Source organism: Nocardiopsis coralliicola (assembly GCF_054779695.1).
In genome coordinates, this window is sequence record NZ_BAAGXT010000025.1 from 37427 (window position 1) to 50142 (window position 12716).

General features: G+C 74.5%; 12 protein-coding genes. 6 read left to right on the plus strand and 6 right to left on the minus strand.

Annotation, left to right across the window (positions count from 1 at the left end):
- Positions 1 to 47: 47 nt before the first annotated feature.
- From ACYVGT_RS17660 to ACYVGT_RS17675, 4 genes are all read right to left on the minus strand, one after another.
- Complete coding sequence (locus ACYVGT_RS17660; RefSeq protein WP_460859677.1) at positions 48 to 1229, minus strand: TIGR03364 family FAD-dependent oxidoreductase; 1182 nt, start codon at positions 1227 to 1229, stop codon at positions 48 to 50.
- A gap of 67 nt (positions 1230 to 1296) precedes the next feature.
- Entirely contained in the window at positions 1297 to 2661 is a 1365-nt protein-coding gene (locus ACYVGT_RS17665) for an MFS transporter (RefSeq protein ID WP_460859679.1), read from the minus strand.
- Positions 2662 to 2786: 125 nt separating this feature from the next.
- Positions 2787 to 4040 (minus strand): phosphonoacetate hydrolase, encoded by a 1254-nt coding sequence (gene phnA, locus ACYVGT_RS17670; RefSeq protein WP_460859680.1) that lies wholly within the window; start codon positions 4038 to 4040, stop codon positions 2787 to 2789.
- Between the two features lie 516 nt (positions 4041 to 4556).
- Positions 4557 to 5138, minus strand: a complete 582-nt coding sequence (locus tag ACYVGT_RS17675; protein ID WP_460859682.1) for a TIGR03086 family metal-binding protein — start codon at positions 5136 to 5138, stop codon at positions 4557 to 4559.
- 205 nt (positions 5139 to 5343) lie between these two features.
- Between ACYVGT_RS17675 and ACYVGT_RS17680 the strand changes: the two genes are divergently transcribed.
- Together ACYVGT_RS17680 and ACYVGT_RS17685 are read left to right on the plus strand one after the other, a co-directional pair.
- Positions 5344 to 6756, plus strand: a complete 1413-nt coding sequence (locus ACYVGT_RS17680) for a sugar porter family MFS transporter (protein ID WP_460859686.1) — start codon at positions 5344 to 5346, stop codon at positions 6754 to 6756.
- A gap of 63 nt (positions 6757 to 6819) precedes the next feature.
- Entirely contained in the window at positions 6820 to 7749 is a 930-nt protein-coding gene (locus tag ACYVGT_RS17685) for an NADP-dependent oxidoreductase (protein ID WP_460859688.1), read from the plus strand.
- Between the two features lie 182 nt (positions 7750 to 7931).
- Here ACYVGT_RS17685 and ACYVGT_RS17690 read toward each other — a convergent pair whose 3' ends face one another.
- A complete protein-coding gene (locus ACYVGT_RS17690) occupies positions 7932 to 8912 on the minus strand; it encodes an acyl-CoA desaturase (protein ID WP_460859690.1) in 981 nt (326 codons plus the stop codon).
- A 507-nt stretch (positions 8913 to 9419) separates the two neighbouring features.
- Here ACYVGT_RS17690 and ACYVGT_RS17695 point away from each other — a divergent pair.
- Entirely contained in the window at positions 9420 to 9581 is a 162-nt protein-coding gene (locus tag ACYVGT_RS17695) for a hypothetical protein (protein ID WP_460859692.1), read from the plus strand.
- A gap of 193 nt (positions 9582 to 9774) precedes the next feature.
- Here the strand turns inward: ACYVGT_RS17695 and ACYVGT_RS17700 are convergent, their stop codons facing one another.
- A complete protein-coding gene (locus ACYVGT_RS17700; protein WP_460859694.1) occupies positions 9775 to 10596 on the minus strand; it encodes an SAM-dependent methyltransferase in 822 nt (273 codons plus the stop codon).
- Between the two features lie 162 nt (positions 10597 to 10758).
- Between ACYVGT_RS17700 and ACYVGT_RS17705 the strand changes: the two genes are divergently transcribed.
- The 3 genes from ACYVGT_RS17705 to ACYVGT_RS17715 all read left to right on the plus strand — a co-directional run bounded on the left by ACYVGT_RS17705 (position 10759) and on the right by ACYVGT_RS17715 (position 12700).
- Positions 10759 to 11256 carry a hypothetical protein gene (locus ACYVGT_RS17705; protein WP_460859697.1) on the plus strand — a complete coding sequence of 166 codons (498 nt, stop codon included), beginning with the start codon at positions 10759 to 10761 and terminating at the stop codon, positions 11254 to 11256.
- Positions 11257 to 11375: 119 nt separating this feature from the next.
- On the plus strand, positions 11376 to 11717 hold the full coding sequence (locus tag ACYVGT_RS17710; protein WP_460859700.1) for an ArsR/SmtB family transcription factor: 342 nt from the start codon (positions 11376 to 11378) through the stop codon (positions 11715 to 11717).
- Complete coding sequence (locus ACYVGT_RS17715; RefSeq protein WP_460859702.1) at positions 11714 to 12700, plus strand: SRPBCC family protein; 987 nt, start codon at positions 11714 to 11716, stop codon at positions 12698 to 12700. Before ACYVGT_RS17710 ends, ACYVGT_RS17715 begins: the two co-directional genes overlap by 4 nt.
- Positions 12701 to 12716 lie beyond the last annotated feature (16 nt).

Sequence of the window (12716 nt, forward strand, 5' to 3'; positions counted from 1 at the left end):
GGGCCGGCCGTGCGCGGCCGGCCCGGTGCTCCGATCGCGGGCGGTCTTCAGACCAGGGCCGCGGTGGTCTCCTGGGCCAGGCCGAACGACAGGGTCATGCCGGCGCCGCCGAGGCCGTTGACGACGGTGACCCCGGGTGCGGCCTCGACGACCAGGTCGGCCGCCCCGTCCGGCAGTGACGGGTAGACGCCGTGCCAGCGCTCGGCGATCTCCGGCCGCGGCAGGGCGGCGAAGCCGGCGAAGTAGTCCAGGACGGCGCGGTCCACCTCGTCGCGCTCGAACGGGTCGTGGGTGAGGCCGTAGGCGTGGCTGTCGCCGAGGGTGACCTGCCCGCCGGCGGTGGCGGAGACCAGCACGTGCACCCCTTCGGCGCGGTGCAGCGGCAGCTCCCGGTCGAACCGCTCGCGCAGCGCGCCCAGCGCCGTGCAGTGCGCGTAGGCGCCGTAGTGCAGCAGTGTCAGCCCCGCACACAGCGCCGGCCCGAGCTCCCACCCCTCCGGCTGCGCGGTGGTGCGCATCATCTGCAGCTTGCAGCGGCGCACGCCGCTCCGGTCGAACACCTCCGGGAAGAGCGCCTGGAACTCGTTTCCGGAGCAGACGAACACGTGGTCCGCCCGCCACGGTCCCTCGGTGGTGTCGACCCGCGGCCGGTCGATACCGGTCACCGCGGTGCCGAAGCGCAGCTGCACGCCCTCCTCCGCCAGCAGGCCGGCCAGGGCCGGGATCGCGGTGCGGGGGTCGACGTTGACCTCGGTGGGGCTCCACAGCGCGCCGCGCACCCCCTCGGTGCGCAGCACCGGCGAGGCCGCGACGGTCTCGCCAGGCGCCAGCATCCGGGCGCCGCGCTCCACCGCGTGCGGCGACGTGGCCAGGTACTCCTCGGCGACGGCCTCCTCCTCGGGTGTGCGGACCACCAGCAGCGATCCGCTGGCCCGGTGCCAGATCCCGGTCCGCTCGGCCACCTCCAGCCACACGTCGCGGCTGCGCAGCGCCCGGTCGTACAGCCCGGCCGGCTGTCCCACCGGCCACACCAGGCCGAAGTTGCGGACCGAGGCGCCGACCGCGCGCTCGTCGCGTTCGAACAGGGCCACGCGCAGGCCGGCGCTGGCGGCGGCCAGCGCGTGGGCGAGGCCGACGATGCCGGCGCCGACCACCGCCACGTCCACGCTGCGGTCGGCGCCGGACGGAGCGCTGCGGGCGGGAGCGGCGGTGCGCGGTTGCGTGCTCATGGGGAGCCTTTCCACGAGGGCGGGGGAGCGGCGGGCGGGGATGGCGGGAGCGGGGGCGCGGTGCGGGTCAGACGGCATCGGGCATCCGGTTCCACCACGGCAGCAGGATGAGGCCGGACACCAGGGCCGCGGCGGCGAAGCCGTAGAACAGCACGCCGGCGCCGAGGTAGCCGGGCAGCAGGCCGCCCAGGACGGCGCCCACCGAGCCGCAGCCGTTGATGAAGCCGGCCGAGGCGCCGGCCCGCTCGGAGGTGCCGAAGTCGACCGCCGCCGTGCAGGAGATCATCGTGTCGGCGGCGTAGACGGCGAGCCCGATCAGCGCCAGCACGGCCACCATCACCGGGACGCTGCCGGAAGCGGTCAGCGGTTCGAAGGCGACGAGCGCCGCGACCAGCACAGCCAGGCTGAGCACGGTGGAGGGGATGCGCCGGGCGCCGAGCAGCCGGTCGGAGACGTAGCCGATCACGATCGGGGCGGCCAGCCCGGCCACGCCGAAGGAGACCGGGATGACGACCGCTTCCAGGTGCGAGGCCTCCGGGATGCGCTGGGACACGATGACCGGTCCCCACAGCAGGATCGCGTAGCGGGCCGGCTTCAGGAGGAAGTAGGACAGCCCCAGCATGAGCACCATGCGGTTGCGCACGGCCGTGGCCAGCGCCGCTCGCACCCCGGGGCGGTCTCGGCGGGGCCCGCCGCCGTCCGGAGCGGCACCGCCGGAAGCGGCGGAGGCGGCCGCATCCGGCAGGGCGGCCGCCTCCCCGGCGCCGCGGTACTCCTCCACCGGTGGCAGGCCGACGTCCTCGGGCCGGTTCCGCTGCAGCAGCAGGAACACCAGCAGGGCCAGCAGCACGACCGCGGCTCCGGCGTAGAACGCGGCGCTCCAGTGGCCGAAGACCTCGTAGGCCCACCAGCCGGCGAACGGCGTGGCCACCAGACCGCCGAAGGCGTAGTTGGTGCTCCAGAAGCCCAGGACCCTTCCCCGCTCGCCGACGGTGAAGAACGACGACATGTTCTTGCACAGCGACGCCCAGCCTGTCGACTGCGCGAGGCCCTGCACGATCATCAGCGGGGCGAACAGGAGAAGCGCCGGGAAAAGCCCCATGAACAGGGCCGCCAGTGCCGAGAACGCGAGCCCGCCGGCGACCACCACACGGGGGCCGAACCGGTCGGCGAGCGCGCCCCAGAAGAACTGGCCTGCGGCATAGGCCGCCAGGTAGAGCGCGTCGAGATTGCCGAGCACCTCCTGGGTCATGCCGGCGGAGGGGTCGTCGAGGATGCCGACCTTGGCGGCGGCGAAGGCGTTGCGGGAGAAGTAGAAGCCGGCGTAGACCAGCCAGGTCACGGCGAAGATCTGGATGCGCCAGCGCTCGAACCGGGGGTCGCGGGCGAAGGGTCGGGCCGGTCGCGTATCGGTGTCGGCCGGGTCGGCCATGTCAGGCACCTTCTCGGGAGGAGGGGAGGGCGCGGCCGCCGCGGCGGCCGCATCGGCGGTCGGGGCGGCGGGCCGGGCCGGGCCCGCCGCCCGAGGTCCCCGGGGTGCGGTGAGGGGGCGTCGGCTCAGGCGGCCGGCGCCTGCTGGGCCGCGCAGTCGAGCGCGAACCGGTAGGCGTCGAAGTTGCGCAGCCGGTGGCCGGGCGGGACGGCCACGCCGGGCCGGTTGACGATGAACGGCACCCGCTGCTCGGTGAGGCCTCCGTGCGAGCGCAGCGGCGCGTCCAACTGGGACAGGTCGTGCCGCTCCGGCGCGGTTCCCAGCGCAGTGTTCTTGCCGGCGATGACCACCAGGTCGCCGATCCGGTCGGCCGGCAGTTCGAACTCGGCGCACGCCGCCGCGCGGTCGAGCACGCGCTCGACGCCGGGCAGCGCCGCAATGCGCTCCGCCGCGCCCGGAACGCTGCCGGTGTCGGCGATGTGCACGGTGGCGAACGAGCCCAGCGCGCCGTGGTGCACCGTGTAGGGGTCGGTGATGGGCAGAACCACCCGCGACGCGCCGGCGCCCAGCCCTTCGTCCAGTCGGCTCTGCAGGTAGACCACGGTGGGCGCGCCCTCGGCGTCGGACTTGCGGTTCATGCCGTGGTCGGCGGTGATGACGAGGACCGCGCCCAGTTCGTGGATGCGCCGGAAGTAGCCGTCGAGCATCGCGTAGAAGTCGTCGGCGACCGGGCTGCCGGGCGCGTGCTTGTGCTGGATGTAGTCGGTGAGGGAGATGTAGGCCAGGTCGGGCCGGGTGCGCTCCAGCACGGCCGTGCCCGCCGCCATCGCGAACTCGCTGAGCTCCGCGCTGTAGACCGACGGCACCTCCCGGTCCACCAGGGCGGGCACGCCGCCGATGCCGTTCTCCTCGGGGGTGGCTTCACCCGCGCGCTCGGCGGAGAAGCACACGCCGCGGCCCTGCAGCCCGTGGCCGAGGAGGCGGCGCAGCTTGTCCTTGGCGGTCACCACCGCCACCGAGCGGCCGGCGTCGGCGAAGGCCGAGAACAGGGTGGGCGCGCGGAGCAGCGCCGGGTCGTTCATCATCACCTCCTCGCCCCGGTCGGGGTCGAAGAAGTAGTTGCCGCAGATTCCGTGTACCGACGGCGGTGCGCCGGTGGCGATGGAGAGGTTGTTGGGATTGGTGAAGGACGGCATCGCGCATTCCGCGTCCAGGAACGTTCCGCCCGATTCCATCAGCTCTGCAAGGAACGGCATGCGGCCCGCGTCGATCGCCCGCAGATGGTAGTCGGGCTCGCTTCCGTCGATGCACACGACCACGGCGGGTTCGCGGGGGATCGGGTAGCTGCGGCCGTTGGCGACCACGCTGTCCTGGGGCATCGTGCACCCTTTCTGGGTATCACCGGGCCGGGGGCGCGAATTCACGGCGAATTCACTGCGCCGCCACTGGGCCGAAAGAACAGATATCCGGATCCGCAGAACACCGCCCTTCCCGTCTGCGGAGAAGGGTTGGATCTGCGTCCGGTTCGTTTCTAACAGCGCATTTCTTCCGCAGGAACCGGGCAATTCCCTATAGGGCGTATAGCCGTCCGGCTATGGCGTCGCCAGAGGCCGCCGCGGCAGGGCGGGCGAGGAGAGTAGGGAGAGTCCAGAGAGCGGTGGCGCACGCCGAAGGCGTCACCGCGGGCGGTGCGGTGGGCGGTGCGGTGCGCAGCGGCAGCGGCTGCGCGGGCCGGATCGGGCGCGGTTGCGGCCGCGCTCGGCTGAGCAGTGCACGCCGCCCCCGCCCGGGCAGCCGCGCAGCGCCGGAGCCTGTGGCTCAGGCCGATGGTGCGGGGGAGCGCGGCCCGCTCGGGGCCGCGGCGCCGGGGCAGGGGGCGCCGGGAGGCGCTCCGCTCAGGCCGCGCGGCCGGTGCGGGCGAGCAGGACCGTCTGCGGGTCGGCGGAGTCGGGAACCGGGACCTGCGGGGCGAAGATGCCGCCCTGGCCCTCGTTCTGACCCGGTACCAGTTCGCCGGAGAACTCCTCGGAGGCGAGCAGCGCCGCCACCAGGTCCGGATCGAGCCGCTCGTCGGCGCCGATACCGCGGGCCAGGTCCCAGGCGTGCACGGCGAGGTCGAACGTCATCTGCCAGAGGTAGAGCGTGGCCGGGGCCGAGCCGAAGGACAGGTCCACGGTGCGCTCCAGCATGCCGGGCCGCACCCAGGCGGCCCGCGCCGCGCTCGCGGCCTCATCCCACGCCGCCTTCGGGGCGCCGCCCAGCACATCGCCGGAGAAGCGGTCGCCTGCGGCGGAGGTGCGGCCGCCGTCCAGCAGGTAGGGCACCCACAGCTGCTCCTCGACCAAGTGGGCGAGCAGGTCGGCGACGGTCCAGTCGGCGCAGGGCGTGCCCCGTTCGAGAGCGCCGCCATCGACGGCGCGGACGCGGCGGTCGAACTCGTCCATGGCGGCGGCGTGCAGGTCGAGGGTCGTGGACACGGGGCGCTCCTCTGCCTGGGGCGGTCGCGCCGCACGCGGCGCTCGACGAAAAGCGTAGGCCGCGGCGGGCGGTCGGGAAAAGGCAATCATCGCGCCTGTGGACGGCCAAGCGGGGCGCGGCGCGCCGCCGCGGCGCCGGCGCCGATCCCAGGATGGTCGCGCGCGGCCGCACGGGGCGGCCGACCGAAGCGGGAAGGGGCCGACCGTGGCCGGATCCCACGCTGCGCCGCAGCCCGGCGCCGGACAGGCGTCGCTGGCGCGCGTCGTCACCATCGCGAGCGCCGCGGCAATGGGCGGCTTCCTGTTCGGCTACGACAGCTCGGTGATCAACGGGGCCGTCGACGCCGTGCAGGAGCGGTTCCAGGTCGGCGCGGCCGCCACCGGCTTCACCGTGGCCGCCGCGCTGCTCGGCTCCGCCGTCGGCGCGGCGATCGCCGGCGGCATGGCCGACCGGGTCGGCCGGATCCGGGTCATGCAGCTCGCCGGTGTGCTGTTCCTGATCAGCGGAATCGGCTCGGCGCTTCCGTTCGCGATCTGGGACCTGGCGATCTGGCGGGTGGTCGGCGGCATCGCCATCGGCGTGGCCTCGGTCATCGCCCCGACCTACATCGCCGAAGTGTCGCCGGCCGCCTACCGCGGCCGGCTGGCGTCGCTGCAGCAGCTCGCGATCGTGCTCGGCATCGCGGTATCGCAGCTGGTCAACTACGCGCTGGCGGCGGCCGCCGGCGGCAGCGCGCTCGGCGCGCTCGGCCCACTCCAGGCGTGGCAGTGGATGCTCGGCGTCGAGGCGGTGCCCGCGCTCGTCTACATCGCCCTCAGCTTCACCATCCCGGAGTCCCCGCGCTACCTCGTGCGCACGGGGCGGGCGGACGAGGCCGGGGAGGTCCTGGCGACCGTCGAAGGCGGCGACACCGACGCGCGCATCGCCGAGATCCGCACCGCGCTCGGGTCCGAGGTCAAGCCCCGCCTGCGCGACCTGAGGGGCCCGTTCCTGCTGCTGCCGACCGTGTGGATCGGCATGGCGATCTCGGCGTTCCAGCAGCTCGTCGGCATCAACGTGATCTTCTACTACTCGGCGTCGCTGTGGCAGTCGGTCGGCGTCGACGAGAGCAGCTCGCTGCTGCTCAGCCTGTTCACCTCGATCGTCAACATCGTCGGCACGCTCATCGCGATCGGGCTGGTCGACCGGATCGGCCGCCGCCCGCTGCTGCTGGCCGGCTCGGCCGGCATGGCCCTCGCCCTCGCCGTCGCGGCCTGGGCGTTCAGCCACGCCGAGGTGGCCGGCGAGCAGGCCCAGCTGCCGTTCCTCTGGGGTGCGGTGGCGCTGGCCGCGGCCAGCTTCTTCGTCCTGTTCTTCGCGCTGTCCTGGGGCGTGGTCACCTGGGTGCTGCTCGGCGAGATGTTCCCGCTGCCGATCCGCGCCGCAGCGATGGCGGTGGCCACCGCGACCCAGTGGATCGCGAACTGGCTGGTCACGGTCAGCTTCCCGAGCCTGCGCGACTGGAACCTGTCCGGCGCCTACATGCTCTACACGGCCTTCGCCGTGCTGTCCTTCTTCTTCGTCCTCAAGTTCGTCCGGGAGACCAAGGGCAAGACGCTGGAGGAGATGCAGGGCTGACTTCGGGAGGGGGCGCGAGGGCACTGCAGGGCTGAGCGGAGCGCGAACGGAGGGGAGCGGACCATGTGGGCGGCGTGTGCGCGGGAGCTGAACGGGATCGGAGCCGTGGAGGTGTGCCCGACGCCGGCCCCCGGGCCCGGACCGGGCCAGGCCCTGGTCCGGGTGCGCGGCGCGGGCGCCGGGCCCTGGGACGTCGGCTTCCTGAGCGGCGCCATGCCCGGCGTCGCGGTGCCGTTCATTCCCGGGCAGGAGATCGCGGGCGTCGTGGAGCAGGCGGAGGACGGCGCCGGGGTGCGCGCCGGCGACCGCGTCTGGGGGACGCTCTTCCCCGCCGGGGGCGGTTTCGCCGAGCTGGCCGCCGCCGACACTGCCCGCCTGGCGCCGCTGCCCCGCGGGACCGGCTTCGCCGACGCCGCCGGCCTGGTCATCGCCGCGGGCACCGCGCACGAGGGCCTGATCGCGCGCGGCGGACTCACCGCGGGCCAGTCGGTGCTTGTCACCGCGGCCTCCGGCGGCGTCGGCAGCGCCGCGGTGCAGATCGCCGCCGCGCAGGGCGCGCGGGTCTTCGGCGCGGCAAGCCCCGCCAACCACGCCTACGTGCGCGGCCTCGGCGCCGAAGCGGTGTTCGACTACCACGGTGCCCACTGGGCCGAGCAGCTGCGGGAGGCGGTGCCGGACGGCGTCGACCTGCTCTTCGACGCCGCCGGCGGGGACACCCGCGACCGCGCCCTCGGCGCTGTCCGCGACGGCGGGCGCGCGGTCTCCACCATCGTCCGCGACCCGGTCCCGGACGCCCCCCGCGGCATCGACTCCGGCGCCTTCTCCGCCACCGTCGACCGCCCGCGCCTGGAGGCCCTCAGCGACCTGATCGCCGCGGGCGCCCTGCGCCCCCAGACTTCGGCCGCCTACCCCCTCACCCGCGCCCGCGAGGCCCTCACCCACGTCGCCACCGCCCACACCCGCGGCAAGGTCGTCATCGACATCGCCGGCTGAGGCGCCGGACGCCCTGGGGCGTGGTGGGCGGGCACCTGTCCTGCTGCTTCTCGCCCCGGCACGCCCCTCGCGGCGGGTTCTCCTCTCCGGGAGGAGGAAAACCCGCGTGGGCTCCCTCGCCGGCCGTGCGACGGGTCCACCGCCGACACCGCTCGCGGCAGACGCCACCCACCCGATACGCCCTAGCCGGAGCCGACCATCTTGGCCGCGAGGCGCTCCTTGTTCGGCCACCGCACGTTGGTGGCCCAGCCGAACTTCTCGAAGGCCCAGATGACGCGGGCGGAGATGTCGATCTGGCCCTTGAGGACGCCGTGCCGGGCGCAGGTCGGGTCGGCGTGGTGCAGGTTGTGCCAGGACTCGCCGAAGGAGGGGATGGCGAGCCACCACACGTTCCGGGAGCGGTCGCGGACCTCGAAGTTCTCCTCGCCGATGGTGTGGCAGATCGAGTTGACCGACCAGGTGACGTGCTGCTGGAGGGCGAGGCGGACCAGCCCGGCCCAGAAGAAGGCGGTGAGGGCGCCCCACCACGACATCGTGACCAGTCCGCCGATCACCGCCGGCGAGAACAGGGAGAAGAGGAAGACCGGGACCGCCCACCGGTCGATCGCCGCGATGTCGCGGTCCCTGAGCAGGTCGGGGGCGAACCGGCGCAGCGAGGTCTTCCGGTTGTCCAGGTACAGCCAGCCCATGTGCGCGTAGTACAGCCCCTTGGCGACCGAGCGCCAGTCGTCGCCGAACCGCCACGGCGAGTGCGGGTCGCCCTCGTGGTCGGCGTACTTGTGGTGCCGCCGGTGGTCGGCCACCCATTTGATGACCGACCCCTGGAACGCCAGGGTGCCGGCCAGGGCCAGGGCGATCCGCAGCGGCCGGTTGGCCTTGAACGAGCCGTGCGTGAAGTAGCGGTGGAAGCCCACCGTGACCCCCAGGCCGCCGACGAGGAAGTACACGGCGCCGATGGCGATGTCCGTCCAGCTCAGCGCCCAGCCCCAGGCGAAGGGCACGGCGGCGCCCAGCGCAAGCAGCGGGATCAGGACGTAGCCGAACACGGTGGCGCGTTCGCGCATGCTGCGGGGCTCGGGGTCGAGATCGCGCTCGGGGGCGCCGCCGGTCGCGGCGGTCTCCTCTGCGCCGGTGGCGGCTGCGGGGTCGGGTGGCATGGTCATCGGCTGCCTCGCAATCGGGATGGAATTCAACCTACGGAACCGTAACCTACGGTCCCGTAGGTCTGTTGTCTACGGCCCCCGCTGCGCCGTGCCGGCGCAAGGCCGGCGCAAGGCGCAGGAAAGGGCGGGGCGCGACGCTGGCGAGGTACGGGGGGCTGCACTGGGACTGGCCGAGGCCCCCAGTGCAGGGCCGGGCAGGGCGCCACGGAAGGGGAACTGCAGTGCTGAAGACTGCCGGACGCATCCTCGCGGCGGGTTCCGTCGCCCCTTGCCGCCGCCGCGCCCTTCGGGGCCGTATCCGCCGCGGCTGCGGAGAGCGCGAACTGGATCACGGGCTACACGCGCCAGCCTGACGACGGAGACGCGGGAGGGGTCACGGTCTCCGAGTTCGCCCAGAAGAAGCGCGGCGACGGGCAGCTGGTCTCGGCCCGGTTCGCGGCGAAGGGCGAGGCCCTCACGATCTACGACAGCCACGCCAACGGCCGCCCGGCCGTCGCCCGGCTCTGGGTGGGCGGTGGCGGGCCCGCCGTCTTCACCGGGAAGGAGGGCGGGAGCCGCACGGTCCCGCTCTCCTATGCCGAGGGGCAGACCGTCTACCTGCAGGTGTGCACCAGCTACGCCGACAGGGCGATGTGCACCGAGAAGAGGCGCGAGCCGGGGCGGACCTGACGGCAGCCCCGCAAGCACCGGGGGCTCTCCCACCCGCCTGCTCAGCCGGGGCGCCGGTTTCCGCGGCGGCCTCAGCTACGCCGACGGCAAGGACGTCTCCCTCCAGGTCTGCCTCGGAGACACCGGCTTCTGCTCGACGACCTACAGCGGCGGCCGCACCTGACCCGGGCGCCCGGGGAGGCCGGCAGCCCGCTCAGACGCGGCCGGCCGCGGACCAGATCCAGGCTTCGGCGGGGGTGTACGGCGTGGTCGCGCCGTCGGGGCGCCACTCGGCGGCGGGGACGACGCCCGGGGGGAGCAGGCGGGTGGCCGACATCGCCTGCTCGACCTGGGCGCGCGTGCGGGCCCGGCCGGGCAGGCCGAGGGCGTGGTACATGCGGGCGGCGACGGCGGCAGCGTCCGGGTCGAGGTCGGCGGATCCGTGGGTGCACACGATCCAGGAGCCCGGCGCGGCGGCGGCGGCCAGCTCAGCCACGATGCCCTCCGGGCCCGCGCCGCCGGCGTCGGCGTAGTCCACGAAATGGAACAGGGCGCCGAACACCGTGCACACCGGCCGGCTGAAGTCGATCGTGCCGGCGGCGCGGACCCGGTCGACGAGTGCCGCCGGCTCGCGGGCGTCCGCCTCCACCACCGAGGTGGCCGGGCCGTCGCCGGCCAGCAGCGCCGTTGCGTGCGCGACCACGTAGGGGTCGTGGTCCACCAGCGCTGAGGCGGCGCCCGGGTGGCGCGCGCGGAGTACGTCGTGCAGCGGCGGCGCCTCGTCGCTGGGCAGGTCGCAGCCGATGTCGATGATCTGGTCGATGCCGTCGGCGGCGGCCGCAGCCACTGCGCGGCGCAGCATCTCCACGTTGGCCTGGGCCGTGGTGACCATGGACGGCAGCGCCGCGATGATGTCGCGCGCGTCGCCCCGGTCTTCGGGGTGCAGCCCCTTGGCGCGGTCCGGGCTTCCGCTCTTGTAGGCGCGGTAGAGGCGGCTGGTGCTGGCGGTGTGCTCTTCGTCGTCGCCGTGGTCCATGGGGACCCCCTCCGTTGCCCGGTGCGCGCCCGGCGGCACGTGCGGTGGATGCTACCCCCGGTGCCGGGGCCGCGACAGCCGGAGGAGGGAAGTCCGCGGTGCCGCCGCGCGGTGAGCACGCGTACTCAGGACTCCGCTCCGCGGCGGCGGCAGGATGGCGGCATGGGACATCGAGGGCATGAAGCAGCAGGGGCGGCCTGGAGCGCAGCAGCGGCGGCGGTGCTGCTGCTGGCCGGTACGGCGGCCGCGGTGTGGTGGCGCACCGACGCCGCCGGCGCCGCGAGCTGGGCTGAGACCGGACTGCCGCTGGCAGAAGCCGACCACGCCGCCGCACCGCTGCCGCTGGGCGGCACCGCGGTGGCCGCGATCGGAGCCGGCGGACTGGCCGCTGCGCTGGCGGCGCTGGCAGTACTGGTCCTCCTGGTCCGTGCCGGGCGCCTGCACTGGAGCCGGGCCGCCGCAGTCGGCCTGCTCCTGCCGGGCGCCGCGACCGCGGGGCTGTGGTGGGGCACCGCCACCGCGCCGGTCATCGGGGCCAACATCGGCCTCGGCCTGATCGCGCTGATCCTCGTCCCTGCCGCAGGGCTGTGCGCGGCAGCCGGTGCCGGCCTCGCCTGGTTCGCACGGCCCGGCCGCCGGCCGGCTCCCGGCGCCGGCTGAGCGGGGGCCGCGTGCGGACCCCCTGGGAGGACGGCTCCAGGGGGTCCGCACGCGGCCCCGTCGTGTGCCCGGCCCCAAGCCCTTGCCTGCATATATGCCTGAGTGGTTATACTCGGAGAGTGATCTTCGATGCGGTGGCCGACCCTCGGCGGAGGCAGATCCTCGACCTGCTCCGATCGGGCGAGCGCAGCGTGGGCGACCTCGTCGCCCAGGTGGGCGCCTCGCAGCCGGCCGTCTCCAAACACCTCGCCGTGCTGCGCAGGGAAGGGCTCGTCGCGGTCCGCGTCGAGGCCCAGCGGCGCTGGTACCGGCTGCGCCCCGAGCCGCTGGCGGAGATCGACACGTGGCTGGCGCCCTACCGCCGGTTCTGGGACGGGCGGCTGGACGCCCTCGAACTCCACCTGGACGCGGCAGGGCGCGCCGCGGACATCCGCGACCACTCTGAGGAGGACCCGCCATGACGGCCCTGGACCCCGTCTTCGACTCGTCCGGCGACGACGCCGAGCTACGCTTCGAACGCCGCCTGGCCCACCCGCCCGAGCGCGTGTGGGCCGCGGTCACCGACCCCGCGCAGCTCGCCGTCTGGTTCCCCGCGGTCCCCGCCTATGACCCGGTGCCGGGCGGCTCCGTGCACTTCACCTTCCCCGGCGCCGACGGCGGCCCGGACGAGGACGGCGGCACCGGCGAGGTCCTCGCCTTCGACCCGCCCGCGGTGTTCGCCTTCACCTGGAACGGCGACCTGCTCCGCTTCACCCTGGAGCCGGACGGCGCCGGCACCCGGCTGGTCTTCACCCACCGGCTCGGCGGCGGCCCGGTCGGCCGGCTGGCCGCGGCGCGCAGCGCGATGGGCTGGACGGCCTGCCTGGCCGCGCTCGGCGCCGTCCTCGGCGAGCGTCCGCTGCCGGCGGAGCCGGACGCCGCCGAGCGCCGCGCCGGAACGGACCGGTTCACCGAGCTGTTCGGACTCGGCGACGGCACGGCCGAATTCCACGGGGCCGACCTCGGGTACACGGTCCGCTTCGCCCGCGACCTGTCCTGGCAGCCGATCGAGGAGGTCTGGGCGTTCCTCACCGAGGGCAAGGCGCCCGCCGCCGGAGGAGAGGCGCCGCAGCGGCTGGTCAACGGCTACGTCACCGCGGGCGCGGTCACCGGCGCCGAACCGCCCCGCGAAGTCGCCTACGCCTGGACCGACGAGGGCGGCCCGGCCGGCACCGTGCGGTGGATCCTGGCCGCCGACCCGGTCCTGGGCACCCGGATCGAGCTGGAGCAGTCGGTGCCGCCGCGCCGTGCCGACCGGCTGCCGGTCTACCTCGCGGCGTGGCACACCCACCTGGAGCTGATCGTCGACGGCCTGCGCGGTGTCGAGCGCTGCCCCTGGCCCGCGGACCGGACCGAGGAGCTCACCCGGCGCTATGCCGAGCGGCTCGCCGGCGGCGCCGGATGAGAGAAACGGGGGCGGA